Below are 24,280 nucleotides of genomic sequence, written 5' to 3'. Positions count from 1 at the left end.
CTGCTCCCCGTAGTCGCAAGGCGCTTACAGTGACTGAATATCATCATAGCACTGATCTTAATGCGCGTGAATCACGTCATGCCCTGGGTTACAACCGTGGTCGACCCCTACCGATCTTTAGGAGAAGCACCATGTATGCGATCACCGGAATTACCGGCCAGGTGGGCGGCGCAGTTGCACGCAGCCTGCTCGCTGACAAACTCGCCGTTCGTGCCGTTCTGCGCAACGAGGCCAAGGCAGCGGAATGGAAAGCCCAAGGCTGCGACATCGCCATTGCCGACATGGACGATGCGACACGTCTTTCCGCCGCCTTCCGGGGTGCCGAGGCAGTCTTCATTCTGCCGCCATCCGAATTCGATCCCGAACCGGGCTTTCCCGAGGCAATGCGCGTTATCGAGGCTATCGTTGCGGCCTTGGCCGAGGCTCGGCCGAAAAGGGTGGTTTGCCTGTCGACCATCGGTGCGGATGCACCGCACGAGAACCTGTTGAGCCAGCGCACCCCGCTCGAACAGGCGCTTGGGGCGATCGATCTGCCCGTAACGTTCCTCAGACCCGGCTGGTTCATGGAGAACGCGCTCTGGGATGTCGCCGCCGCGCGCGACGAAGGGGTGCTCCGAAGCTTCCTGCAGCCGGCCGACAAGGCATTCCCGATGGTCGCCACCAGGGATGTCGGGCAACTTGCCGCCACGCTTCTTCGCGAGAAGTGGAGCGGGATGCGGGTTGTCGAGCTGGAAGGGCCTGTCCGGGTGTCGCCGAATGATCTTGCTCGAAGCTTCTCGAACGTGCTGGTACGGCCGGTGTCGGTGGAGATCGTGCCGCGTGAAGATTGGGAACCGATCTTCCGTGCTCAGGGCATGAACAACCCCTTGCCGCGGATCAGAATGCTCGATGGCTTCAATGAAGGCTGGATCGAGTTTCACGACCGCGGTCTATCGGCAATCAAGGGCACTACGGCGCTTGAAAGCGTCATTGCCGAGCTCGTCGATGCAAACCAAGCCAAGGCATCTGCCTGATGCGGCAAGGCCTGATCGCGCGGGCTGGCGCGGCGATCAGGCCTGCGCTGCGTCCAGGATGGTTTGCGCCAGCGCCACAGCCTCCTCATCGGAGCCGACGACATCCATCGATGTGCCAAATGCCTTGGCCGCCAGCAGCGCCTGAGCTTTCAGTGCGGCGCGCCTGACGACATTGGGTTCGATTCCGATCACAGCCTTGCAGCCCAGTGCGAGCAGGGCCTTGTTGCGCTTCAGCCAAATCCCCCTGCTCCTGCGGTCCTCGTGGGTTTCCTCCGGCAAGCCGCCTGAGAGGATGACGACGAACGGCGTTGCCCGGCCGAGCAATCGCTCGAGTTCACGCTCCCATTGCGCGGCATAGCCGGGCACGAGCGCCTCCGGGCGTTGACGGACGATCGGGAAGGCGGTGACGTCGTGAATGTTGAACGTGATTTCCTTGGTATGCATGCGGTATCTCCTTAAGCAATCCGTCGCGCTTGATGGGATGCAAAGAGCGTCGACGCTCCCGACCTCGAGATTTCGATCGCCCGGCCCGCGCGCTTCCGCATCCCTGCTTCATGGGCACCAATCGCCGTCACCATCTGCTGTCGTTGAAAACATGCCTCCGACGGTGCCGGATCGCGCTCGAACAAATCGAAGGGAACGCCGGCCCGTCTCAATGCCAGTGACAGGCACAGCCCGCCGAGCCCGGCGCCTATGATCGCAACATGGAAATTGGACATGCTCAGTCACTCACCTTTGCCCCGCCCCTGACGGGTTGTTGTCGAGAGAAACATAGCCCGACGATCTGATGTCGTGGTAACGACATCAGGACATAAAACATTGCGTAGCGGCCAAGATGGAGCGATCGTGACGAGCTGTTTACGGCAATTATACCCGTCACAACGCTCTCATAGGTCCATGCTAAGCCTGCACAATTTCGAAGAATGCCCCACTGTTTGAACAAGGGAATTTCCTGCCATGACACCTCCTCGCCGCGTCACGGCTCTTGCCGCCTCATTCCTTCCCCTTCTTTTCGCTCCGGCCTTTGCCGACTCGGATGTGCTGTGGAAGATCGTTCATGACAGATGCGCGGTGCAAACCGCTCCGTGCCTTTCGGTAAACACCGCCGAGCACTATGCGATGCTGAAGGACCTGAATGGTATCGCGCAATTTCTTCTGATCCCCACCGACAAGATCACCGGCATCGAAAGCCCCGATCTCCTCAATCCGGCGACGCACAACTTCTTTGCCGATGCCTGGGGCGAGCAGGGTGATGTCGATTCCAGATTGCCGCATGCGATCCCCCGCGACGGTCTGAGCCTCGCCGTCAATGCGCAGCAGGCCCGCTCGCAGAACCAGCTTCACATCCACATCGACTGCCTCAGCACGGATGCCCGCGCTGTCCTGAAGGCCGATGCCGATCGCGTCGGGACCGATTGGGCACCGCTGCCGGATGCTATTGCCGGTCATCAGTTCACCGCGATCCGCGTTAAGGGCGAAACACTGGGCGACTTCAACCCGTTCCTGGCGCTTGCCAAGACGCTGAAGGACCCGGCAAAGGACATGGGCGGTCACAATCTCGTCGTCGTCGGCGCCAACTTCGCCGAAGGCCCCGGCTTCATCGTTCTGGCTGACGTCGCTAAACCCGGCATGGGCGGCGAGGATGTGCAGGATCACAGCTGCGCCATCGAGCATTGATGACGATAGCCGATGACCTCTGCGCGGCAACGCTAAAGATTTGAAACACGAGCCGTTTCCTTGCATGATCCGCTGCCTGCCTGCCGCAGGATGCGAAACCCACAGCCAGGAAACGACCCCCATGCCGAAGCCTGCCACCGATCAGATCGATGCCGTTCTTGCCCATGTCGACCGCACGATTGATCAAAGCCTGGATCGGCTCTTCGACCTTATCCGGATTCCCAGCATTTCAACCGATCCTGCCTATGGCGATCATTGCCGCCGGGCCGCGGAATGGCTTTCCGCAGACCTGACGGCCATGGGCTTCGATGCGTCCGTCCGGGATACTACCGGCCATCCCATGGTGGTCGCTCACGACAAGGCGGCATCCGGGGCGCACGTGCTTTTTTACGGCCACTACGATGTGCAGCCCGTCGATCCCCTGGCGCTCTGGAACACCGATCCCTTCGAACCGGTATTGCAGCCGCTCGAAAACGGCGACACCGCCATCGTCGCGCGCGGCGCGTCGGACGACAAGGGACAGCTGCTGACCTTCGTGGAAGCCTGCCGCGCCTGGAAAGCCGTGACGGGCACCCTACCGATCCAGGTCAGCATGCTGTTCGAGGGCGAAGAAGAGGCAGGCAGCCCGAGCCTGGCTCCATTTCTCGACAAGACGGCAGCCGAGCTCGCCGCGGATACGGTTCTCGTCTGTGATACCGACATGTGGGACCATGACACGCCCGCCGTCACAACCATGCTGCGCGGCCTGGTCGGTCAGGAAATCGAGGTGACCTGCGCCGATCGCGATCTGCACTCCGGCATGTTCGGCAATGCCGCGCGCAATGCATTGCAAGTCCTTGCCGATGTCGTTTCCAGTCTGCGCACGCCGGATGGCGGCGTGGCCATCGCCGGTTTTTATGACGGCACGCGGGAATTGCCGGATGCGGTTCGCAAGCAATGGCAGGCCCTGCCCTTCGATGAAGAAGGTTTCCTTCGCGATATCGGCCTCAGCATCCCCGCCGGCGAGAAGAACCGCTCGATCCTCGAGCAGATCTGGGCGCGCCCGAGCTGCGAGATCAACGGCATGAGAGGAGGTTACACCAGCGCGGGCTTCAAGACGGTCATCCCGGCAAAGGCGAGCGCCAAGATCTCCTTTCGCCTCGTCGAGGGTCAGGATCCAGTCGCCATCCGCGATGCATTCCAGGCGCATGTACGCGCTCGCATTCCCGCCGACTGCTCTGTCAGCTTCAAGGACCATGGCATGGCACCTGCAACGACGATGCCGCTCGACAGCCCATTCCTGCGCAAGACACTCGAAGCATTGACCACGGAATGGCAGCGCGAGGCAGCGCTTGCGGGGACCGGCGGATCGATCCCGATCATCGGCGAGTTCAAGCGGCGGCTTGGCTGCGATGCGCTATTGGTCGGCTTTGCCCGCTTCGACAACCGCGTCCACAGCCCGAACGAGAAATACGATCTCTCGAGCTTTCACAAGGGGATCCGATCCTGGGTGCGCATCCTGGCGGCCTTCGGCGATATATGATGCCCGCTCGCTCTCGACCGTGACTCGGCGCAAAATTCAATTAGCTTCACATAACCAGACTTGCGACCGCGCGTCTCCGGGACGTAAATTGCGCCATGGCTAAACAGGTCCTCTTCGTTCAAGGAGCAGGCGAAGGCACCCACGATTGCTGGGACAGCAAGCTCGTAGCGAGCCTCGAGCGCGAACTCGGCAAAAGCCATGCTGTCCGCTATCCCCGAATGCCCGGTGAAGACAATCCTGGCTACTCAGCCTGGAAGGCGGCGCTGCTGAAGGAATTCGGCTCACTGGAGGACGGGGCAATTCTCGTGGGCCACTCGATCGGTGGCACCATCTTGATCCATGTGCTTGCCGCGCAGCCGCCGAAAGCCAGGTTAGGTGGGCTATTTCTCATCGCTGCGCCCTTCATCGGTGAAGGCGGATGGCCGAGCGACGACATCGACGATTGCAAGGACTTCTCCGAACGTCTTCTGCCTGGAGTTCCGGTCTATCTCTATCATGGCACCGACGACGCTGAAGTGCCCACTGCCCATGTTCGTCTCTACGCGAAAGCGATTCCGCACGCCGTGGTCCGCACGTTGGAACGTGGGGATCACCAGCTCAACAATGATATGAGCGACGTCGCGCGAGATATCCGTTCGGTCGCCTAAACTGACGGCACCGGCCTCATCGTCAGCGCAACATCCGCCTCCATCGAAAATGGGCGAGCCAATGATTTATGAATCTGGCCTCTAAGTCCTATCGCGATTCACACTCTAATCCTTTTGATGAAACAGGTTCAGTATTATATTCCCGAGTTGTGAGCCTCACTTTGAGTCATCTGCTTGTTGAGCGTGAAGATCATCAAGCAGCACCTGGCATCGAAGGCTCGCAATCGAAAGCCCCAGGAGGCATTTCATGAACCTTCAGATCAATAGCCAATCCTACCAAGTCAATTCAGACGGAGACACGCCGCTCCTCTGGATCATTCGCGATGAACTGGGCCTGACAGGCACGAAATACGGCTGCGGGCTGGCGCAATGCGGCGCCTGTTCCGTCCTGGTGGATGGAGAGGTGGTGCGCTCATGCGTGACGCCACTGGACAGCGTCGTTGGCCGCCAGATCACCACCATCGAGGCCATCGAGAACGATCCCGTCGGCAAACGGGTGGTCACCGCCTGGGTCAAGCACCAGGTTCCGCAATGCGGTTACTGTCAATCGGGTCAGGTCGTCGCGGCGACGGCACTGCTCAAGGAGACACCCAATCCCTCTGACGAAGAGATCGCCGCAGCGATGATCAATCTCTGTCGATGCGGAACCTACAACTCGATCAAAGCGGCCGTCAAAGACCTCTCCTCGAAAGAAGGGGAAACGCTATGACCGAGTCCAACCGCAATCTTATTCCCGAAGATGAATTCCCGATCGGATCTCCGGTCAACATCTCGCGCCGGCGCTTTCTCCTTGCCTCCGCCGGGGCTGCAACGGGCGCATTTGTCCTTGGCTTCGGTGTTCCGATCGGCGCGGCGCGGGCTCAGCAGGCCGCAAGCACCATGCCCCCGGGTACGCGCGTCCCCGCGTTTCTGGAAATTCGCCCCGATAACACGGTCCGCTTCATGAGCCCGTTCGTCGAAGGCGGCCATGGCGTCTTCACGGCGATGGCCCAGATCGTCGGCGAAGAGCTCGATGTCGATCCGAAAATGTTCGTCGTCGAAAACGCACCGACGGGCAATGATTATCTGGTTGTGCACGGCAAGATGCGTATCACCGGCGGCAGCATGTCGGTGCGCACGAGCTACGAGACGATGCGCAAGCTCGGTGCTCTGGCGCGCAACATGATCCTGCAGGCAGCGGCCAAGCGCCTGAATGCGCCGATCGCCGAGCTGACGACGGAGCCGGGCCGGGTGATCCATGCCGCTTCCGGACGCTCCCTCGCCTATGGCGACGTCGCAACAGAGGCATTGGATCTCCCCGTGCCGGACCCTGCGAGCATGACGCTCAGGGATCCCAGCCAGTTCCGCTGGATCGGCAAGCCGGTCGAGCGGCTTGATGTCTATGACAAATCGACGGGCAAGGCGATCTATGCGATCGACTGCAAGGTCGACGGCATGCTGCATGCCGCCGTCCAGCATGCCCCGCGCCTGGGACTGACCGTGGGACGGATCCACAACGAAGACCAGCTTCGCGCGATGCCGGGCGTTCATTCGGTCCATAACCTGGTCGGTGCTGTCGCCGTGGTTGCCGAGCGGTGGTGGAATGCCAAGCGCGCGGCCGAAGCGGCACAAGTCGATTGGAGCGCGCCCGGTCCGGATGCCAATCCAGCGTTTCGCCAAATGCCGGCGGACTTTTCGACCGTAGCCTTCAGCGATCAGCTCGCAAATGAGCCGGGTCCCGGCAAGGACGCGGAGAATGTCGGCGATACCACTGGGGCTCTTTCGGGTGCAAAGACCGTCGTTTCGGCCACCTACAAGAGCCAGTATGTGCATCATGCACAGCTGGAGCCGCCCTCCACCTTGGCACGCTTCAACCCGGACGGCACTCTGGAAGTCTGGATGCCCAACCAGGCGCCGGAACAATTCCAGGCCGACATTGCCAAACTGACCGGGCTTGACGCATCGAAAGTCACGGTTCATAGCCCGCTTCTGGGCGGGTTTTTCGGACGCCATTTTCTCTATCCCTCCGCCAACCCCTATCCGCAGGCCATCCAGCTTGCCAAGGAGGTCGGGCGCCCGGTCAAACTCATCTGGAGCCGCGAGGAGGAATTCCTGCGCGACCCGTTGCGCCCGATGGCCGCGGTACGCTTCCGGGGCGCGCTCGACGCCGGTGGAATGCCCGTCGCGCTCGAAGCCATCAGCGCTTGCGAAGGGCCGACGGAAGGCGTGTTCGGCCACAAGGAGGACTCGCTGGATCCGACGGCCCTGGAGGGTCTCACCGGCAAGTCCTATGCCATCCCCAACTACCGCATCGCCCAGATCTACGTGAAAAATCCGACGATGCTCGCCTACTGGCGTTCGGTCGGCAATTCCATGAATGACTTCTTCTACGAGACATTCCTGGATGAACTGGCCGATAAGGGCGGGCAGGATCCCTACGAGCTGCGCACCAAGCTGTTGCAGAAGAATGAGCGGCTGAGCAATCTGCTAAAGGCCGTCGGCGATCTCTCCGGCGGCTGGAAACGAGGGCCATTCACGGCGGAAGACGGCTCGCGCCGAGCGCGGGGCGTTGCAATGGCGTCTCCCTTCGGCAGCCATACGGCGGCGATAGCTGAAGTCTCGATCCGCAATGGGCAGGTCGTCGTTCACGATGTCTGGGAAGCAATCGATCCCGGCAGCATCGTCAACCCGGCGATCATCGAAGCGCAGATCAATTCGGCCTCAGCCCTTGGATTGTCGCAGGTGCTGATGGAGGAAGCCGTTTACAAGAACGGCGAGCCTGTGGCGCGCAACTATGATCTCTATCCGATCCTGCCGCCCGATCGCATGGCCCGCGTGCATGTTCGCATCATCGAAAGCGGGGCTGAGATGGGCGGCATCGGCGAGCCGGGTCTTCCCGCCATTCCTCCAGCGGTCGCCAATGCGGTTTCGACGCTGACCGGCAAGCGGATCCGCAGTATGCCGCTCTCCAACTACACCTTCGAAAGCTAGAGCGCAGCTCTCGCTGCGCAGCGCACATTTCCGGCTCTCAGTCCACGCATTGGCCGAGAGCCGGAAATCAGCAAGCTGATCCGGCCTGTTCCATCAAGCCAGCCGATATGGCTGGCTTGATGGATAGCCGAATAGGAAACCCTCTAGCAAAGACACGAGGCACCCTTGAGGAAATTTCTTCTGGTACTTCTTTTGATTGTCGTGCTTGTCGCCGGCGGCGTGGCGTGGTTCGTCACCCGCAAACCGGCATCCCCCTTCGACAACATTGCCGAAGCACAAGCACCATCGGAGCAGCTGCTTCAACAGGGCGACTATGTCGCGCGTCTGGGTGACTGCGTTGCTTGTCACAGCACGCCCAAAAGCGCTCCCTTTGCCGGAGGCCTCGAGATGGGGACGCCGCTCGGCTCCATCTTCACCACGAATATAACGCCAGACAAGGAAACCGGCATCGGCAACTATACGCTGGCCGATTTCGACCGCGCCGTTCGCCAGGGCGTGGCGCGCGATGGACAGCGTCTCTATCCGGCTATGCCCTATCCGTCTTATGTGAAGATGAGCGATGATGATATTCGGGCGCTCTACGCCTACTTCATGAACCGGGTGGAGCCCGTTCATCAGGCAAGCAAGCAGTCGGACATAAAGTGGCCGCTGAACATGCGTTGGCCGTTGGCTCTATGGAACGCGGTTTTCACCGAGGGCGGAACCTATCAATCCAAGACCGCCGGCGATAACAGCTGGAACCGGGGCGCCTACCTCGTTCAAGGACCAGGGCACTGTGGCAGCTGTCATACGCCGCGTGCGATAACCATGGCGGAAAAGGCGCTCGATGAAAGCAGTCCGCTCTACCTTTCGGGCGCTCTTCTCGATGGCTGGTACGCACCGAGCCTGCGGGGCGATCCCAATACCGGTCTCGGCCGGTGGACCGAGGAGGACATCTACGCCTTTCTCAAGAACGGCAGGAACGAGCACGGCGTCGTCTTCGGCTCGATGGCGGATGCCTTCAACAATTCGACGCAGTTCATGACCGACGACGATCTGAGAGCGATCAGCCATTATCTGAAATCATTGCCTGGGGACCCTGCCCGCGACGGGACGCCCTGGCAATATGTCGAGGCCGCCGCGGATAGCATTTCCCTTCCTGCCCATCAACAAAACCCCGGCGCCCAGACATTCGTGGCGAAATGCAGCTTCTGTCATGGTGTCGACGGCCGCGGAAAGGCGCCGTGGATACCGCCTCTGGCCGGATCGACCTCGTCGCTTGCGAAGGAAACCGCGTCCCAGATCAATGTCACCCTGAACGGCTCCGGCCGCGTCGTGGCGAACGGCATTCCGGACGCCTACCGCATGCCTCCATTCAGGCAGCAGCTTTCGGATCAACAGATCGCCGACGCCCTGACGTTCGTGCGCTCCTCCTGGGGAAATCAAGGCGGACCGGTCGTGGCCAACGACGTGAAAGCCCTGCGCGAGCATACGGATCCAGCAAGCAGCAGCCCCATCGTGCTTCAGATGCGATAGATCTGCTGCCGAGCCCTGAAACAAGGTTGGGCGGAAAGGTCCGGTGAACTTTCCGCCTAATGTTCCTGTTCCGCAAGCTTGGGAGGCCGCGCTCGCCTCATTCGCATGCTCACCCTTGAGGACGCCTTCACATGGCCCTCCTGCGGCAATGAGATGATTGCCCTGAGGCCGGGATTGTTTGGCTGAAGGAAGATGTCGCCGCCATGCTGCCGGGCAACGGCTCGGGCAATCGATAGGCCCAGCCCGACGCCGCCAGTGCCTCTGTTCCTTGATGCCTCCAGGCGGAAAAACGGCGCGAACACCTTCTCCTTCATATCGTCCGGTATGCCTGGACCATTGTCTTCCACGACGATGTCGATGGTGCTGCTCGAATGACTGACATAGACCTTGGCATGTCCGCCGTAACGCACGGCATTTTCCGTAAGATTGCGAACCGCGCGACGCAGCCCGTCGGGTCGGCATCGATAGGTCGTCTTCGGGCCTTCGATATATTCCACCGGCTGGCCAAGGTCGGCAAGGTCGTCACAGATGCTACCGATAAGCGCTTCCAGTTCTATGGCGCGCGTTTCCTCCGCCGTGGATTCGCCACGCGCGAAGGAAATGGCGGCATCCGTCATGCTTTGAAGTTCGTCGATGGTCGACAGCATCTTCTGCTGCACGTCGACGTCTTTGACAAATTCGGCCCGCAGTCGAAGCGAAGTCAGCGGCGTCCTGAGATCGTGGCCGATCGCGGCCAGCATCCTGGTGCGATCATCGACGAAGCGATGAAGACGTTGCTGCATCTTGTTGAATGCCTCGGCGGTGCGCTTGATATCGTCAGGTCCCTCTTCAGGCAGCGGCGGAAGGTTCTCGCCTCGCCCCAAGGCTTCCGCAGAGACCGCGAGGCGCCTCAATGGACGCGCTATGCGACTGGCGATAAATACTCCAATGAGCGACAGGATTAGTGCGGTGATAGCCAGAGAAGTAAGCGATTTCGAATCCCACCATCCATCGCCGATTTTCTTATAGAAAGCCGTGTTCAGCCATACGCCGTCGTTGAGCTTGATAGCCATGCCGTATCCGTTGTGGTCGCCGAAATAAACGAACTTAGCAGATTGCGGCAGGCTCCATAGAACGGGCGGCGGAGCGGCCCAACCCTCGGCCGCGTTTGCGGCCATCGCCTCGCCGGATGTCAAATGCTCCGCATCGGAATTGGAGCGCAGATGGTACCTCCCGCCGAGATCGATGAAATTCTCGATCGGACGCGTAAGCTCCGTAGCCGCGCGCGCACGCCACGCACTGGCATCGATCGGTTCTTCCGGGGAGAGCCAGAACCGGGAATAGCTGGTTTCACTTGCAAGAAGAGCCTGCCCACGCAGCGGTTCAGGCATGGATTCCATCAGCCGTGTCACCGAAGCGCACCTGCTGAAGAACTCACCCTTCATGGCCGCATGCAGCGCTTTGGTGCGCTCGTCCCAGGAAATCAAAAATGTGAGAGCCTGCGACACCACAAGGGCAAACAGGGTAAATCCGATGAACTGAGCGGCAAGGCTCCTCCGCCACCAATAGATCATTCGAACCCCACATCCACCGACAGGCTGTAGCCGCCGCCCCAATGCGTCTTGATGACCGAGGGGTTCTTCGGATCGAGTTCGATTTTCTTGCGCAGCCGGCTCACTTGATTGTCGATGCTTCTGTCAAAAATATCAGCCGTCCTCCCGACGGTCAGATCGAGCAGCTGCTCGCGACTGAGGACCAGGCCGGGACGTTCGAGGAACACCTTCAGAAGTCTGAACTCCGCCGTGCTCAACGGAATGCCGACGCCATCGTCTCCGGAAAGCTCCTGCCGGCCCATGTTGACGCGCCAGTGCCCGACGCGAACGACCTTGGCCTTCTTCAACGTTTCCCTCTGCTGCGGCGGCAGACTGTTTGCCCTGCGTAGGACGGCCCTGATCCTGGCCAGCAGTTCGCGCGGATTAAATGGCTTGACCAGATAATCGTCGGCGCCGAGTTCGAGGCCGATGATGCGGTCGGTATCCTCCGTCATGGCCGTCAGAAAGATGATCGGAATATCCATCGTCGCCCGTAGATGACGACAGACGGAAAGGCCATCCTCGCCGGGCATCATCACGTCGAGAACGACGAGGTCGACAACGCTGCGCTCGAGAATTCTTCTGAGCGCAAGGCCTCCGTCGGCCACGCTCACCCTGTAGCCCTGTTGCTCGAGATACTGGCCGACAAGGTCTCTGATGTCTGCGTGGTCGTCGACCACAGCGATATGTGCAGCTTTTTGCATGGCCAGTTTCCAGAATATTGGATCATTCTACAGAAGCCCGATCAGGCCCGCATCGAAAAAAGTGTATCAAAGTTTCACAACGACCGATCGGTTGTGGCGTGTGCGGCGTCATGTTCCTGTCGGGCGGATACGGCCGCCCGACAGGAAGTTACATCAGGTCTCATGAATGCCGGAGCCAGCCGCATTGGTAAGCTCCGGCCTGGTCGGGTGCGGGTTTTCAGCAGGCTTGCGGAAAAAGCCGAGGACAAAGGTGAAGAACACCGGCACGAAGAAAATAGCGAGCAAGGTCGCGGAAATCATGCCGCCGAGAACCCCCGTTCCGATGGCGTTCTGGCTCGCAGCACTTGCGCCCGTCGCAATCGCCAGCGGCACGACGCCGAGCGTGAAGGCAAGCGAGGTCATCAGGATCGGCCGGAATCGCATCCGCGCGGCTTCGATCGCAGCCTCCCGCACCGAGCGCCCCTCGGCGACGAGATCCTTGGCAAATTCGACGATGAGGATGGCGTTCTTCGCCGAAAGGCCGATGATGGCGATCAGGCCGACGAGGAAATAGATATCGTTCGGCAGCCCGCGCAGCATGACAGCGCAGACGGAACCCAATACACCGAGCGGCACGACGAGCATGACCGAAAGCGGGATCGTCCAGCTTTCATAGAGCGCCGCCAGCAGGAGAAAGACGAAGAGTACGCTGAGGCCGATCAGGAAAGGCGCCTGCGATCCCGACCTGATTTCCTGGAAGGATTGACCAGTCCACTCGAAGCTGAAGCCATCAGGCAATTGCCGTGACAGCCGCTCCATTTCGGCGATGGCGTCTCCCGAGGAATATCCGGCCGCCGACTGCCCGCCGATACGGATCGAGGGATAGCCATTATAGCCCACGACCTGGGATGGACCTCTCATCCAGTCGATCGAGGCGAAGGCTGATAGCGGCACCATGCCGCCATGGCTGTTGCGGACGTTCAGCGTTAGCAGGTCCTGTGACTGCATGCGCTGCGCTGCGGCCGCCTGGACGGTCACACGCTGCATTCGGCCGGCATTCGGGTAGTCGTTGACATAGGACGATCCGAGGTTTGCCGAAAGCGTGGCGTTGATGTCGCTAAAGCTGACCCCGAATGCATTCGCCTTCTCCCGGTCGATCACGAGGTTGATCTGTGCCGCGGCCGGCAGGCCTTCGACGCGCACGCCGGCAAGCACGGGGCTTGCCCGGGCCGCGTCCAGCAACTGTGCCGTGGCTGCCGCAAGTGCCGCCTGCCCTGCCCCGGATCGATCCTGAAGGCGGTAGGCAAACCCGTTCGAATTTCCGAGCCCCTGGATCGGCGGCGGCGAGAGCGCGCGTGCCGATGCATCGCGGATTCCGGCGAATCTGGCATTCACGCGAGCGGCGATTGCGGTGGCGGAGTCGCTCGGGCCGCGCTCGCTCCAGTCCGTCAGCGTGATGAAGGCAATGCCCGCATTTTGTCCGGAGCCGGAATAGGAGAAGCCGGAGACAGCGACGACATTCTTCACGGCAGGCTCCTCGGCAAGAATACCCTCCATCTGCCTGATGGCTTCGCGCGTCCTGTCGGTGCTCGCCTCCGCGGGGGTCTGCATATCGACGATCAGATAACCTTGGTCCTCGTTCGGCAGAAACGAGCTCGGCAATTGCAGGTAAGCCCATCCGAGCCCACCGAGCAGGGCAACGTAGATGAGCATGAAACGGCCAGCGCGCCTGATCGTCGCGCCGACGCCGGCCGAATATCGCCGTGTCAGGCCGTCGAAGCCGCGGTTGAACCAGCCGAAAAAGACCTTCTTGCTTTCGTGCCCATGGGAGACCGGTTTCAGGAAGGATGCGCAGAGCGCAGGCGTGAATGTCAGCGCCAGCAGACCCGAGAACAGGATCGAGACCACCATCGTCAGGCTGAACTGCTGGTAGATGACCCCCACCGCCCCCGGGAAGAATGCCATGGGGATGAAGACCGCGGTCAGGACGAGGGTGATGCCGATGATCGCCCCGGTGATCTGCGACATCGCCTTCTTCGTCGCCTCCTTCGGCGATAATTTTTCCTCTGCCATGATGCGCTCGACATTCTCGACGACGACGATCGCATCATCGACCAGAATGCCGATCGCCAACACCATCGCGAACATCGTCAGAACATTGATCGAGAAGCCGGCCGCATACATGACGGCGCATGCCCCGAGAAGTGCTACCGGAACGACGAGCGTCGGGATGATGGTGTAGCGGATGTTCTGCAGGAACAGGAACATGACGATGAAGACGAGAACGATCGCCTCGACCAGCGTGTGCAGGACCTTTTCGATGGAGACCTCGACGAAGGGCGTGGTGTCGTAGGACACCTCGTAGCCGAGACCGGGCGGGAAGTAGCGGGAAAGGTCCTCCATGGTCGCGCGGACCTGCTCGGCTGTCGCAAGCGCGTTTCCGGTCGGCGTCAGCTGGATGCCGACCGATGCGCTTGGCCGACCGTTGAGGCGGCTTGCGAAATTATAGTTCTCTCCGCCTACCTCGACCCGCGCGACGTCGCGCAGCCGCACCGCGGAGCCGTCCGAATTCGCTCGAAGCACGATGTCGCCGAACTCCTGCGGCGACCGCAGCTGCCCCTGCACGTTGACAATGGCCGATATCTGCTGGCCGGGCACATTCGGGCTGGCGCCGATCCGCCCCGCCGTGACCTGGGCATTCTGTGCCGTGATCGCGTTCGTGATATCCGTCGCGGTCAGATTGAGGCCAACCATCTTGTCCGGATCCATCCAGATGCGCATGGAGCGCTGCGTGGCGAAGAGCTGAGCATTGCCGACACCCGGAACCCGACGCAATTCCCCAATGACGTTCCTGCTGAGATAATCCCCAAGGCCGACCGCATCGGTCCTGCCATCTTCCGAGCGGAGCACGACCATCATCAGGAACGACGTTCCAGCCCGATCCACGCGTATGCCCTGCTGCGTCACTGCGCTCGGCAGGCGCGGCTCGACGCGGGCAATGCGGTTCTGGACCTCGACCTGCGCCTCGCCGACGTTGGTTCCTGTCTCGAAGGTGACGGTGAGTGCAATGCGGCCGGATGCTTCCGACACGGATTCGAAATAGAGCAGCCCCGGAACACCGTTCAGTTCCTCCTCGATGGGGCGGGTGACCGACTGATAGATATCCTCCGGCGTGGCGCCAGGGTAGTTGGTCGAAACCGTGATCTGTGGCGGCGCGACCTGCGGATATCGTGCGATCGGCATCAACGGCAATGTGAGAATGCCCGCAAGCGTGATGAAGATGGCCACGACCCAGGCAAAGATCGGGCGTTCGATGAAGAAACTAGCCATGGGGGTACCTTATCGTTGAACGGGCAGATCGGCTTGTGCGCGGGCGCGCTCGGCCGTCTCTTCAGCTGGCTTGGCGGCGGCGATGGCGGGATCGGTCCAGGGTTGCGGCGCCACCGTCGCGCCGGCGCGCGCCCGCTGGAAGCCATCGACGACGACACGTTCCCCGGCTTGAACACCCTGTTCTATGATCCAGCGCTGGCCTGCCGATCTTCCGACCACCACGCTGCGCTGCTCGATCTTGTTGTCTTTGGTAACGACGAGGAGGCTTGCCTGGCCTGTAGCATCCCTTTGCACCGCCTGTTGCGGAACCGCCAGGCTTGCATTCCGGACCCCCTGCTCGACTTCGACGCGGACATACATGCCGGGCAGCAGCTCGCCGTCGGGATTAGGAAACTCACCCCGAAGGGTGACTTGGCCGGTGGTCGCGTCGACAGCTGCTTCCGAAAACAGAAGCCGTCCGGGATGCCGGTATTCCGTCCCGTCGTCGAGGCGTAGCCCGACCCGAGCCTCGTTCACGCTCGTGGTCAGGCTGCCATCCGCGAGCGCCTTGCGAAGCCGGATGAGATCGGCGGCGGGTTGGGTAAAGTCGGCATAGATCGGATCGAGTTGCTGGATCGTCGCCAGGTTCTCGGAACCATTGGCCGAGACAAGCGCCCCTTCGGTGATCAGGGCGCGCCCGATACGGCCGGAAATCGGTGCCGTGACGTTGGAATATTGCAGATTGAGTTTCGCCGAAACAACGCCCGCTTCGGCGACGGCGACATCTGCATCCGCCTGCGCGAGCCTCGCAACGGCGGATTCATAATCCTGCCGCGTGGTGACATTCGATTTGCGAAGTTGATCCTGCCGTTCGGCTATCTGCCTCGCATCCAGTTGCGCCGCCCGGGCTCTGCGCAGGGTGGCTTCGACGCTGTCGACCTGTGCTTGGAAGGGCGCCGGGTCGATTCTATAGAGTACGTCCCCCTGCCTCACCGTCGCGCCCTGCTGGAAGACCTGTTCGGTGACGATGCCCGAAACACGTGGCCGCACCTCGGCCACCCTCGTCGCCGCAACCCGGCCGGGAAGCTCGGTGGTCATCGGCAAAGTTTCCGGGGCGATCGTGACAAAGCCGACGGTTGGCGGCGGTGGCGCCTGCGGGGCGGAAGCCCCGCTCTGTTCGCACGCGGCCAGGCTCAAGGCGCTTATGCAGGACGCAGCCAAGCGGACGAATAGCATGCGCATATGGAACTCCGTATTAGATGAAAGAAGATAGCGGTCGGCGATAGTTGATGGCGTCTGGGGGTCTTTGGAGCTGGCAAGCTACACGGGAGCTGTCGCAAGGATGTGCCGAGCACGGGTAAATTTGTAACAAGCTGTCGCATGCCTATCGCAACCGATAGGCTGCCCCATGCTGCGATGCAGCAGGCGTGTTACGCAGAGGCGATAGTGGTCAAAGTGGGTCTGGGCCTTGTAAAGACGGTGGCTTGAAGCCGCCATCGGCCGGACATCGCGATGGCGAGCCTGCCTTCCTGCCCGCGCCATCCTCGGCGACATGCGTCTACATCTTCGGCACAAAGCTGCGACATGTTCGGCCTATCTTCCTGCTCGAAGTTCACTTGCCCTGTCGGCAATGTCGAACCCAACAGGAGGATATGGAATTGGCCATTGAGCTATCGCAAATCGCAACACTGCGCCAAGTGCTCGAAGCCTTCTGCTCTCGTCACGATCTCAAATTTTCTGACCGGCCGGCGATCATCGCCGCGCGGGAGCTGATGAGATTTGCTGACGAAGGAGAAAACGACCCTACGATTCTAGCAGAGCGCCTCGACGAGGCGATGCAGATTTCGTCACACCACAGTCCGTCGACCCCACGAATGACGGCATCGATTGGCAATTCGCCTGCATCGCATCGATAGGTTATCGACGAAGCGCCGATGAAGATGAGAGGACGCAAGCATATGCAACTTTCCCGCCGCACCGTGCTCACGTCGATGATGGCCGTAGCGACCGCCCCTCATTGGGCCTTCGCCGTAGAGCGGCGAAGGGTTCTGGTCGCTTACTATTCCTATACGGGCAACACGAAGTCCGTTGCCGAAAGGGTCAGCGCGCTTGTTGGCGGAGAGCTCTTGGAGATCAAAATGGCGGATCCCTACCCCCTCGATATCCGGCGGATGGCGGAACAATCGAAATACGAGCTGGAAACCGGTGAATTCCCCCCACTGCGCGCCGATCCTCCCGACATGTCGGACTACGACCTGATCCTGGTCGGAGGCCCGGTGTGGTGGAATACTGTCTCAGCACCCGTGATGAGCTTTCTCGAACGGGTGAACTTCGCCGGTCGAAGAGTGGGCCTATTCTCCACTTACGCGCTCACTCCTTCACATTATGAAACCAATTTCGCGGCTCAGGCACGCAATGCCACCATCCAATCGAGCCTGATGATCAACGAGTTCGATATTGCGGGCGGACGGGCAAACGATGCGATCGCGTCGTGGGCGTTCCGAGCCTCACCGAAGGATGGACCCAGAACATTGTGAGCGATCTTCGCTCGACGTTGAAATCTGACGGCGAATCCGGTCAGATCGGCATATGCTGAAAACGATCCGGATAGCCGCAGCCCTCGTGCTGCGTGAGAATGGCGACGCGCTGCTCGTGCGCAAGCGTGGCACCACCGCCTTCATGCAACCGGGCGGCAAGATAGAGCCGCAGGAGACCTCCGAGAAGGCTCTCGTCAGAGAACTCTTCGAAGAATTGCGTCTTGTCGCTGATATCCGCGAGTTGGCATTTCTCGGCCAATTCCAAGCCCCGGCCGCCAACGAACCGGAACATGTCGTCATCGCCGACCTATTCCGGCTGCATGTCGGAGACGCCGCCATCATAGCGACGGCGGAGATCGAAGAGATCCGCTGGGTATCGCCGGTTGATCCCGGTGACCTGCCCATGGCACCGCTGACCGAGCACCATATCCTACCGTTTCACCGCCAGCAGACGGCATCCGCCGGCGGCTGACTGCTCCTGTCAGCCGAAGGTGAAGGCGTAGGCTTGGGCACCCGGATCGAGGAATTTGATCTCGAAGGTGTGATCCGAGACAGGGCCGCTCGCCCGCACAAGCTGATATAGCCTTTGCCCGGTCACCACGCCATTGCCGTTTGCATCCGTATCCACGCCATGTCCCTCACCGGGCGGCTTCCCATCGACCACGATCTGGAAACGCACCGGCTTTCCATCGGCCGACGGTCCGAGCACGAGATGCAGGTCGCGGGCATGGAAACGATAATAGAGGTGGCTGTCGGCGCTGTTCGAGGTCGCCTCCTGCGGGCCGACGGTCCAGTTGCCGGCAAGACTCCACTCGTTAAGCTTCGGGGTTGCCGCGGCATAGTCATGAGCGGCATCGTTCACCGTGCCGGCATCATCGACGAAGTTCTGCGAGCGCATGTAGCCGACATAGGTTTCCGGCGACTGGACATCGGCCTCGTTGGAGGCGGCAGCCTCGGCACCCGTCGCCTTTACGGCGACGATATCGTTGGAAACATTGGTATTGCCGGCTTCGGCAAGCAGCTGCTGGATCACCCGCTCGGACTGATCATAATCGCCCTCGCCGAAATGATGATGGCGTACCTGGCCCTGCGCATCGATGAAGTAATGCGCCGGCCAATACTCATTATCGAAGGCGCGCCAGATCGCATAATTGTTGTCGATGGCGACCGGGTAGGTGATGCCGATATCCGCAATCGCTTTCTTCACGTTGTCGACATTCTTCTCGAAGGCGAATTCGGGCGCATGCACGCCGATGACGACGAGGCCCTGATCCTTGTATTTCTGCGCCCAGGCTTCGACGTAAGGAATGGCGCGCAGGCAATTGATGCAGGAATAGGTCCAAAAATCGACCAGGACGACCTTGCCCTTCAATCCAGCCGCCGTCAGCGGCTCGGAGTTGAGCCATTGCACCGCGCCATCGAGCGACGGAACATGACCTTCGACGGGCAGTTGCTCCGCGGTAGGCTTCGGCGTCATTGCCATAGACATGGTGCCGGCCCCGGCCGTCGCATCGGGCTTGCCGCTCATCATCATCTGGTTGGTAGCGCTCATCATCGCGCCGCCATCCTTGTTCATGACGACGGACGACGGCTTGTTTTGGTTCAGCGGGTGGAAGCGATCGACCAAACCCTGCTCCAGCGAGGCGGTGCTGGCGAGCGAAGCCTGCGTCAACAGGCCCGTATCAAGCCCCAATGCAATCGCAACGACTGCGACCAGCACGGCGATCCCAACGCCGCGGCGCAGCCATTCGCCAACGCCAAGCGATCGCTTCATGGCCTGATAGACGCGTCCGCCGATGAGGAGCGCAAGCGACGTCGCCGCGCCCAAGGCATAGGCGAGCAGTAGCAATGTCGTGCCGACACTTGCCCCCTGCAGGGCAGCGCCCGTCAGGATGAGGCCGAGAACCGGCCCCGCGCAGGGAGCCCACAAAAGCCCTGTGGCGACACCGAGCAGCAACGAGGCAGCAACCGCCGATCCGCCGCCCCGGCTTGAACGATCGGCTGACTGCGACAGGCGCGCGCCGAGAGAGACCAATGGACGTGTCAGATAGTCCGAAAGCGCCGGGAAGAGAAGGATGATACCGAAGGCCGCAAGCAGCACCAGCGCCGCATAACGCCCATATTCGTTGGCCTCGACCGCCCAGCCGCCACCGAGTGCGGCGAGCGTCGCCACAGCCGCGAACGTCGCCGCCATGCCGATCAGCATGGGCAGCGTGCTGCGCAGGAAGGGCTGGCCCGCCCGCGCGAAGACGAATGGCAGCACCGGCAGGATGCAGGGGCTGACGATCGTCAGCACGCCGCCGAGATAGGCTAGGATAAACAGGATCATTGGTCTATCTCTGATCGTTCAGGCCGCAGCCCTATGAAATTTCATGGCCACGCCATTCATGCAGTATCGCAGGCCCGTGGGCTTCGGCCCGTCGTCGAAGACATGTCCGAGATGACCGCCGCAGCGGCTGCAATGCACTTCGTTGCGCACCATGCCGAAGGATGTGTCGCGCGACGTTGTCACGGCACCATCGAGCGGCGCCCAGAAGCTCGGCCAGCCCGTACCGCTATCGAACTTCGTGGCCGACGAGAACGCGTCCTGCTCGCAGCCCGCACAGGCGAAATTTCCTTTGCCGTGCTCGTTCAGCAGCTCGCTCGTGAACGGACGCTCGGTCCCTTCTTCTCTCAGCATGGCATATTGGTCTGGAGTCAGGATCTTCTGCCATTCCTCATCACTATGGGTGACGGCGAAACTCTCGGCAGCCTTGGCCGTCGTTGTGCCGGCACCCAATCGCAAACCGATGCCACCAAGAGCAGCGGCAAGAAGCAACAATCGTCTGTTCAGCATCGCACTCTTCTCCCTGGGCGGATAGGCCGCCTGCCCGCAGGACGCCTAAAGCCGCCCATCTTTCCGGCGCCATGCACGTCCCGTCGTTATGGATTACGAGAGCGGATGCGATCTTGTTACACGCATGCCGGTGCAAACACCGAAACGTGATCGATCGTCATTCCGCCGCGGCCAAAGGCTGCCCGATCGCGGCTGCGAAGCTGGCCAGGCTTGCCGAGCGGACAGGCAGATAAGGCTTGCCGTTCTCGCGGCACAGGCGCTTGACCATATCAGCGGCCGAATGGCTGATGCAGTCGACCGGGAAAATAGCCCGTGATACCCGACCGACCATTGCCGGCAGCAGCGAGAGATTGTCTTCAACGCCGCCATCATGCAGCAGAAGCTCTATGTTCCGATCGTCGGCCAGTTTGCGCAGCCGGTCGAACAGGTTTGGACGACCGCCGACATAAAGGAGCGTTTGAGGCTCACCCGAATGCACGGTCTTGGCACCGGTCGTATCCGTCATGGTCACTGCCGCCTCAAGCAGATCCAGCTCGCGTTGCAGGGCGCTGTTTTCCTCGGCGAGAGTGCTGGCCCGCCGCTCGGCATCGGCAAGCTTCGCTTCCAGTGCGACCAGACGTCCCTCATACTCTTCCGCGCGCTGGTCGGCCGCTTGCAGCCTTTGCAGCAATCTTGCCTCCTGCCGCTGGTCTGCGCTCACCGGCCCGGGCTCGACGGCGACGGCCTGCTTTCGCAGCAGGCTTGCCTCCAGCTCATCGACACGTCTCTGCAAAAGCGCATGATCACTGGCGGCCGCGTTAAGCCGCGCCTCCTGGCGGGCGATCTTGTCGTCCTTGGCCTCGACATCCAGCTGCAGCTTGCGCAGGCGCGCCAGGTCGAGCCGGCTGGAACTGCCGACCAGATGCGAGAGCATATGCACTTCGCCGAACACATCCTGCACCAAGGGCCGATCGCTGAGCGGATGGCTCATGACGGCCCAATAGGCTCCGGATATATCCCCTTCGTCGACGGCGATATTCCATTGCGCCCTGATCTCGGACAGCGTCGAGAGCTTCGAGAACTGCTTCAGAATGCGTTCATGACGACGGTCGAGCGCCTTGTTCAGCAGCTTGCCGGCGATATCGCGTTGACCGGCGGCCCTGACGCCGCGGCTGTGCAAGGCGTGATCCGTTGCCATCTTGGCATCGATATCGCTGACCTTGGCAAGGACCTGTCGCAACTCTGAAGTCGTCAGGCAGGTTCCGACGATCGAGCAATGGAACATCGATGCCAGGTCCCAGGTCTTCAGCCTCTGGGTCCTGACGGTCGTGGCCTGTTCCGGCGCCGGTGGCTGATCCAAACGTTGGGCGATATTCGGAAGTGCAAGCACAAGCGGCTGTTTATGGTTGAGCAGAACTGACATATCCGCACTAGCGTTATATTTGATCGAATATTACGCTAGTGCGTCTTTCGCCGTCAGGCAAGCCCGATGGTCAGGGCCAGAGCTGCTCTCTGATCCAGCCGGCCTTTTCGCGCTTGTATCGCAAGCGATGATGGCGACGTTCGCTATCGCCTTGCCAGAACTCGACCTCATGCGGCATGACGATGAAAAGCGCCCAGCTCGGCGCCACAAGATCGGGCTCCTCCTGCAATCGGCGATATTGATGGGCGATTGCATCCTCCAAGTCCCGGGGAGACCCCAATACCTCGCTTTGCCTGGCGACCAGCGCCACGGCTTTCGCACCAGGCGCTCGCGCGCGAAAATCCGCGTCGCGCTCGTGGACTTCGGCCTGCAATGCCATCCCTCGCAGACGAACCTGCCGCCCGAGCGCCGGCCAATAGAAGCTCAAGGCAACGGAGGGGTTGAGGGCGATCTGCCGCCCCTTTGGCCCGTTGCCCGTCGTCGCGAAGTGCCAGCCGCGGTGATCAAGGTTTTTCAGAATGAGAACACGCGCATCCGGCGCGCCGTTTTCATCGACGGTGGAAAGCACCATGGAATGCGGTTCCTTGACACCAGCTTCGATCGCGTCGCGGAGCCAATCGGAAAACAATTCGCGCGGCTCGTCGGGTGCTAGATCCGTGTCGAAAGCGGGAAACGGACCCGTCAATGATTTCAGCAAGCGCAATTCATCCTTCATCACGCTACCTCATGGTCTTGCGATGACGAGCCGCAACGAGCCTTCGAAGAAAGGCTGCGTGCGAAGCCCACCATAGCGACGATCCCAGCTTCCATCAGCCAGATCTCGACCGAGCTCGGCAACAAACCGCTCGCCGACCGACGGTTCGACGAAGCTCCAGGCTGAATTGGCAAGCCGCGCGCCAGGGTCGAGCATGCGCTCGGGCCGGCCATAATAGGCTTCGCCGAAACCATCGACGCAATTCAACGGGATCGGCACCGGCTTGACTTCGGCATTGCCACCCAGCCCTTCCACGATAGCAGCCATCGACGGATAACGGCGCGCTTCGACGGCGATCATCTCTGGTGCATAGGCATGCAGCCAGGAGCAATCGAGCAAATCCGGGTCGCAGCTGAGAATGAGCACAGGTCCTCGCGAGACACGGCGCATCTCGCTGAGCCCTCGCTCGAGATTCGACCATTGATGGACCGTAAACGTCGCCATGGCGGCGTCGAAACTGCGATCCGGAAAAGGAAGGCTTTCCGCCGTCGCATCGATGGCCACGGGAAGATGCGCCGGCCGCTGCGCCCGCATCGACGCCGACGGCTCGACGGCGGTGATGTCGCGATCGACCGGCTCGTAGGAACCGGCTCCTGCGCCGACATTCAAAACCGTGGCCGCATCGCCGAGTGCCTTGCGGATGAATTCGGCAATATGAGGGTCCGGCTGACGGTAGCGGGTGTAGCCGGTGCCGATCACGCCGTAATTCGCGTCGCCGGCGCTGCCGTCCTGATGTCTGCTGTGCATTTCAAGCCTCCGTTGCTCGTTGTGGACAGAGCTTCGCCATGCGCGAAAATGCCATCGCACCGTCACGTCATTGTTCCGCGGCCACACTGTCCGTTCGTTTCGATGGCAAGAAACACGCTATTCTACCGAAAGAAAATCGATATGATCGAACAGTCAATGTTCGGAAAATGCACATGGCCAGACGTATTCCTTCCCTGAACGCCTTGCGCTCCTTCGAGGCTGCGGGTCGGCTTGGCCGCATGACGCTTGCTGCCGAAGAGCTGAATGTGACCCACAGCGCGGTCAGCCGCCAGATACAGCATCTGGAGAATGTGCTTGGCATCCCGTTGTTTGAAGGACCGAAAAACCGGCTGAGGCTCACCGAGGGCGGCGCGACGCTGCTTTCGGGGCTGACGGCGGCATTCGATCAGATGGATATGTCGGTGCGCTCAGTGGCCGACACCGAGGACGGGCCGCTCGACGTATCATGCCCCGGCACTTTCACGATGCGGTGGCTCATCCCGCGCCTTTATCGTTTTCAGGCGGAATATCCCGATATCGAAGTACGCCTGTCCGCCTCGTCGAAACCGGTCGATTTCAGCCGCGACGGCTTCGATGTCGCGATCCGTGTCGGAACTGCGCCATGGCCCGACGGTGCCGATGTCATCCCCCTGTTTCCGGAGCAGACCGGACCCGTCCTCGCACCGTCGCTGTTTGCGGGCTCCACCCAAGATCTTGATGGCTTTCCTCAACTCCACACGCGCACCCGGCTGCGGGCGTGGGGGGACTGGCTCGCGCGCTCCGGACGATCGATCGATCCCGGCCCGCGGGTCGAATACGAGCATTTCTATTTCATGCTCGAGGCCGCCAGCGCCGGCCTCGGCGTCTGCGTCGCTCCCTGGCCCTATGTGACCGACGACATCCGCTTCGGCCGGCTGATGGCTACGCACGGCTTCCTTGAAAGCGGCCACGAATATGTCGCCTTGCGTCGTGCGCGCCGCAATCGAAAATCCGTGCTCTTTTGCGATTGGCTGCACAAGGAGGCAGTCGCCTACATGGGTTCCAGCGTCCCGCCCCAGGGCTGATATCCGCGCCACTGAGATCAGGAGGTCAGGTCA

22 protein-coding genes are annotated in these 24,280 nt (G+C 61.1%); 11 read left to right on the top strand and 11 right to left on the bottom strand.

Translation table 11 applies throughout. From position 1 onward, the window contains the following. Window positions 1-131: 131 nt before the first annotated feature. The gene (locus tag JTP94_RS16375) at window positions 132-1,013 is read left to right on the top strand and encodes an NmrA family NAD(P)-binding protein (protein WP_204851547.1); all 882 of its coding nucleotides are present in this window, start codon (window positions 132-134) and stop codon (window positions 1,011-1,013) included. A gap of 36 nt (window positions 1,014-1,049) precedes the next feature. Here JTP94_RS16375 and JTP94_RS16370 read toward each other — a convergent pair whose 3' ends face one another. Together JTP94_RS16370 and JTP94_RS16365 are read right to left on the bottom strand one after the other, a co-directional pair. Further along, window positions 1,050-1,457, bottom strand: coding sequence for a hypothetical protein (locus tag JTP94_RS16370; protein WP_204851546.1), 408 nt, complete (start codon window positions 1,455-1,457; stop codon window positions 1,050-1,052). An 11-nt stretch (window positions 1,458-1,468) separates the two neighbouring features. After that, window positions 1,469-1,732: an NAD(P)/FAD-dependent oxidoreductase gene (locus JTP94_RS16365; protein ID WP_204851545.1), complete on the bottom strand. Its 264-nt coding sequence runs from the start codon at window positions 1,730-1,732 to the stop codon at window positions 1,469-1,471. Between the two features lie 238 nt (window positions 1,733-1,970). On the opposite strand from JTP94_RS16365, the gene JTP94_RS16360 reads away from it, so the two are divergent. The 6 genes from JTP94_RS16360 to JTP94_RS16335 all read left to right on the top strand — a co-directional run bounded on the left by JTP94_RS16360 (window position 1,971) and on the right by JTP94_RS16335 (window position 9,344). Beyond that, a complete protein-coding gene (locus JTP94_RS16360) occupies window positions 1,971-2,690 on the top strand; it encodes a CDP-diacylglycerol diphosphatase (protein ID WP_204851544.1) in 720 nt (239 codons plus the stop codon). A 121-nt stretch (window positions 2,691-2,811) separates the two neighbouring features. Further along, on the top strand, window positions 2,812-4,212 hold the full coding sequence (locus JTP94_RS16355) for a M20/M25/M40 family metallo-hydrolase (RefSeq protein ID WP_204851543.1): 1,401 nt from the start codon (window positions 2,812-2,814) through the stop codon (window positions 4,210-4,212). Window positions 4,213-4,307: 95 nt separating this feature from the next. Beyond that, entirely contained in the window at window positions 4,308-4,859 is a 552-nt protein-coding gene (locus JTP94_RS16350; RefSeq protein WP_204851542.1) for an alpha/beta fold hydrolase, read from the top strand. 247 nt (window positions 4,860-5,106) lie between these two features. After that, complete coding sequence (locus JTP94_RS16345; RefSeq protein WP_204851541.1) at window positions 5,107-5,568, top strand: (2Fe-2S)-binding protein; 462 nt, start codon at window positions 5,107-5,109, stop codon at window positions 5,566-5,568. Then, complete coding sequence (locus JTP94_RS16340; protein ID WP_204851540.1) at window positions 5,565-7,829, top strand: xanthine dehydrogenase family protein molybdopterin-binding subunit; 2,265 nt, start codon at window positions 5,565-5,567, stop codon at window positions 7,827-7,829. Before JTP94_RS16345 ends, JTP94_RS16340 begins: the two co-directional genes overlap by 4 nt. A 165-nt stretch (window positions 7,830-7,994) precedes the next feature. Continuing rightward, entirely contained in the window at window positions 7,995-9,344 is a 1,350-nt protein-coding gene (locus tag JTP94_RS16335) for a cytochrome c (RefSeq protein ID WP_204851539.1), read from the top strand. Window positions 9,345-9,400: 56 nt separating this feature from the next. Here JTP94_RS16335 and JTP94_RS16330 read toward each other — a convergent pair whose 3' ends face one another. From JTP94_RS16330 to JTP94_RS16315, 4 genes are all read right to left on the bottom strand, one after another. Further along, complete coding sequence (locus tag JTP94_RS16330; RefSeq protein ID WP_204851538.1) at window positions 9,401-10,897, bottom strand: HAMP domain-containing sensor histidine kinase; 1,497 nt, start codon at window positions 10,895-10,897, stop codon at window positions 9,401-9,403. Then, window positions 10,894-11,619: a response regulator gene (locus JTP94_RS16325; protein ID WP_204851537.1), complete on the bottom strand. Its 726-nt coding sequence runs from the start codon at window positions 11,617-11,619 to the stop codon at window positions 10,894-10,896. The genes JTP94_RS16330 and JTP94_RS16325 overlap by 4 nt, the downstream gene beginning before the upstream one ends. A 153-nt stretch (window positions 11,620-11,772) precedes the next feature. Then, entirely contained in the window at window positions 11,773-14,928 is a 3,156-nt protein-coding gene (locus tag JTP94_RS16320; protein ID WP_204851536.1) for an efflux RND transporter permease subunit, read from the bottom strand. 9 nt (window positions 14,929-14,937) lie between these two features. After that, a complete protein-coding gene (locus JTP94_RS16315) occupies window positions 14,938-16,149 on the bottom strand; it encodes an efflux RND transporter periplasmic adaptor subunit (protein ID WP_204851535.1) in 1,212 nt (403 codons plus the stop codon). 416 nt (window positions 16,150-16,565) lie between these two features. On the opposite strand from JTP94_RS16315, the gene JTP94_RS16310 reads away from it, so the two are divergent. Genes JTP94_RS16310 through JTP94_RS16300 form a run of 3 tightly spaced genes read left to right on the top strand, consistent with a single transcriptional unit; the run spans window position 16,566 to window position 17,916 of the window. Further along, window positions 16,566-16,823: a hypothetical protein gene (locus JTP94_RS16310; RefSeq protein WP_204851534.1), complete on the top strand. Its 258-nt coding sequence runs from the start codon at window positions 16,566-16,568 to the stop codon at window positions 16,821-16,823. Window positions 16,824-16,865: 42 nt separating this feature from the next. Then, a complete protein-coding gene (locus tag JTP94_RS16305) occupies window positions 16,866-17,444 on the top strand; it encodes a flavodoxin (RefSeq protein ID WP_204851533.1) in 579 nt (192 codons plus the stop codon). A 52-nt stretch (window positions 17,445-17,496) separates the two neighbouring features. Beyond that, window positions 17,497-17,916: an NUDIX domain-containing protein gene (locus JTP94_RS16300; protein WP_204851532.1), complete on the top strand. Its 420-nt coding sequence runs from the start codon at window positions 17,497-17,499 to the stop codon at window positions 17,914-17,916. Window positions 17,917-17,925: 9 nt separating this feature from the next. Here the strand turns inward: JTP94_RS16300 and JTP94_RS16295 are convergent, their stop codons facing one another. The 5 genes from JTP94_RS16295 to JTP94_RS16275 all read right to left on the bottom strand — a co-directional run bounded on the left by JTP94_RS16295 (window position 17,926) and on the right by JTP94_RS16275 (window position 23,183). Next, window positions 17,926-19,773, bottom strand: a complete 1,848-nt coding sequence (locus JTP94_RS16295; protein ID WP_204851531.1) for a cytochrome c biogenesis protein DipZ — start codon at window positions 19,771-19,773, stop codon at window positions 17,926-17,928. 18 nt (window positions 19,774-19,791) lie between these two features. Continuing rightward, window positions 19,792-20,280, bottom strand: a complete 489-nt coding sequence (msrB, locus tag JTP94_RS16290) for a peptide-methionine (R)-S-oxide reductase MsrB (protein ID WP_204851530.1) — start codon at window positions 20,278-20,280, stop codon at window positions 19,792-19,794. A gap of 157 nt (window positions 20,281-20,437) precedes the next feature. After that, the gene (locus JTP94_RS16285; protein ID WP_204851529.1) at window positions 20,438-21,682 is read right to left on the bottom strand and encodes a DUF2325 domain-containing protein; all 1,245 of its coding nucleotides are present in this window, start codon (window positions 21,680-21,682) and stop codon (window positions 20,438-20,440) included. Window positions 21,683-21,752: 70 nt separating this feature from the next. Further along, window positions 21,753-22,397 (bottom strand): pyridoxal 5'-phosphate synthase, encoded by a 645-nt coding sequence (locus tag JTP94_RS16280; RefSeq protein ID WP_204851528.1) that lies wholly within the window; start codon window positions 22,395-22,397, stop codon window positions 21,753-21,755. A 9-nt stretch (window positions 22,398-22,406) separates the two neighbouring features. Beyond that, window positions 22,407-23,183: a class I SAM-dependent methyltransferase gene (locus tag JTP94_RS16275; RefSeq protein ID WP_204851527.1), complete on the bottom strand. Its 777-nt coding sequence runs from the start codon at window positions 23,181-23,183 to the stop codon at window positions 22,407-22,409. 173 nt (window positions 23,184-23,356) lie between these two features. On the opposite strand from JTP94_RS16275, the gene JTP94_RS16270 reads away from it, so the two are divergent. Then, complete coding sequence (locus JTP94_RS16270; RefSeq protein WP_204851526.1) at window positions 23,357-24,247, top strand: LysR family transcriptional regulator; 891 nt, start codon at window positions 23,357-23,359, stop codon at window positions 24,245-24,247. Window positions 24,248-24,280: the final 33 nt, after the last annotated feature.

It is taken from the genome of Martinezella lusitana (genome assembly GCF_016901135.1).
GTDB classification, from domain to species: Bacteria; Pseudomonadota; Alphaproteobacteria; order Rhizobiales; family Rhizobiaceae; genus Rhizobium; species Rhizobium lusitanum_D.
Note: the sequence above shows the minus strand (reverse complement) of the source record. Positions and strands in the feature narration are given on the sequence as shown.

What these genes read in the sequence shown, in the direction of transcription:
- JTP94_RS16375 (WP_204851547.1), top strand. Translation starts at nt 132, where the DNA reads ATGTATGCGATCACCGGAATTACCGGCCAGGTGGGCGGCGCAGTTGCA.
- JTP94_RS16370 (WP_204851546.1), bottom strand. Translation starts at nt 1,457, where the DNA reads ATGCATACCAAGGAAATCACGTTCAACATTCACGACGTCACCGCCTTC.
- JTP94_RS16365 (WP_204851545.1), bottom strand. Translation starts at nt 1,732, where the DNA reads ATGTCCAATTTCCATGTTGCGATCATAGGCGCCGGGCTCGGCGGGCTG.
- JTP94_RS16360 (WP_204851544.1), top strand. Translation starts at nt 1,971, where the DNA reads ATGACACCTCCTCGCCGCGTCACGGCTCTTGCCGCCTCATTCCTTCCC.
- JTP94_RS16355 (WP_204851543.1), top strand. Translation starts at nt 2,812, where the DNA reads ATGCCGAAGCCTGCCACCGATCAGATCGATGCCGTTCTTGCCCATGTC.
- JTP94_RS16350 (WP_204851542.1), top strand. Translation starts at nt 4,308, where the DNA reads ATGGCTAAACAGGTCCTCTTCGTTCAAGGAGCAGGCGAAGGCACCCAC.
- JTP94_RS16345 (WP_204851541.1), top strand. Translation starts at nt 5,107, where the DNA reads ATGAACCTTCAGATCAATAGCCAATCCTACCAAGTCAATTCAGACGGA.
- JTP94_RS16340 (WP_204851540.1), top strand. Translation starts at nt 5,565, where the DNA reads ATGACCGAGTCCAACCGCAATCTTATTCCCGAAGATGAATTCCCGATC.
- JTP94_RS16330 (WP_204851538.1), bottom strand. Translation starts at nt 10,897, where the DNA reads ATGATCTATTGGTGGCGGAGGAGCCTTGCCGCTCAGTTCATCGGATTT.
- JTP94_RS16325 (WP_204851537.1), bottom strand. Translation starts at nt 11,619, where the DNA reads ATGCAAAAAGCTGCACATATCGCTGTGGTCGACGACCACGCAGACATC.
- JTP94_RS16320 (WP_204851536.1), bottom strand. Translation starts at nt 14,928, where the DNA reads ATGGCTAGTTTCTTCATCGAACGCCCGATCTTTGCCTGGGTCGTGGCC.
- JTP94_RS16315 (WP_204851535.1), bottom strand. Translation starts at nt 16,149, where the DNA reads ATGCGCATGCTATTCGTCCGCTTGGCTGCGTCCTGCATAAGCGCCTTG.
- JTP94_RS16305 (WP_204851533.1), top strand. Translation starts at nt 16,866, where the DNA reads ATGCAACTTTCCCGCCGCACCGTGCTCACGTCGATGATGGCCGTAGCG.
- JTP94_RS16300 (WP_204851532.1), top strand. Translation starts at nt 17,497, where the DNA reads ATGCTGAAAACGATCCGGATAGCCGCAGCCCTCGTGCTGCGTGAGAAT.
- JTP94_RS16295 (WP_204851531.1), bottom strand. Translation starts at nt 19,773, where the DNA reads ATGATCCTGTTTATCCTAGCCTATCTCGGCGGCGTGCTGACGATCGTC.
- msrB (WP_204851530.1), bottom strand. Translation starts at nt 20,280, where the DNA reads ATGCTGAACAGACGATTGTTGCTTCTTGCCGCTGCTCTTGGTGGCATC.
- JTP94_RS16285 (WP_204851529.1), bottom strand. Translation starts at nt 21,682, where the DNA reads ATGTCAGTTCTGCTCAACCATAAACAGCCGCTTGTGCTTGCACTTCCG.
- JTP94_RS16280 (WP_204851528.1), bottom strand. Translation starts at nt 22,397, where the DNA reads ATGAAGGATGAATTGCGCTTGCTGAAATCATTGACGGGTCCGTTTCCC.
- JTP94_RS16275 (WP_204851527.1), bottom strand. Translation starts at nt 23,183, where the DNA reads ATGCACAGCAGACATCAGGACGGCAGCGCCGGCGACGCGAATTACGGC.
- JTP94_RS16270 (WP_204851526.1), top strand. Translation starts at nt 23,357, where the DNA reads ATGGCCAGACGTATTCCTTCCCTGAACGCCTTGCGCTCCTTCGAGGCT.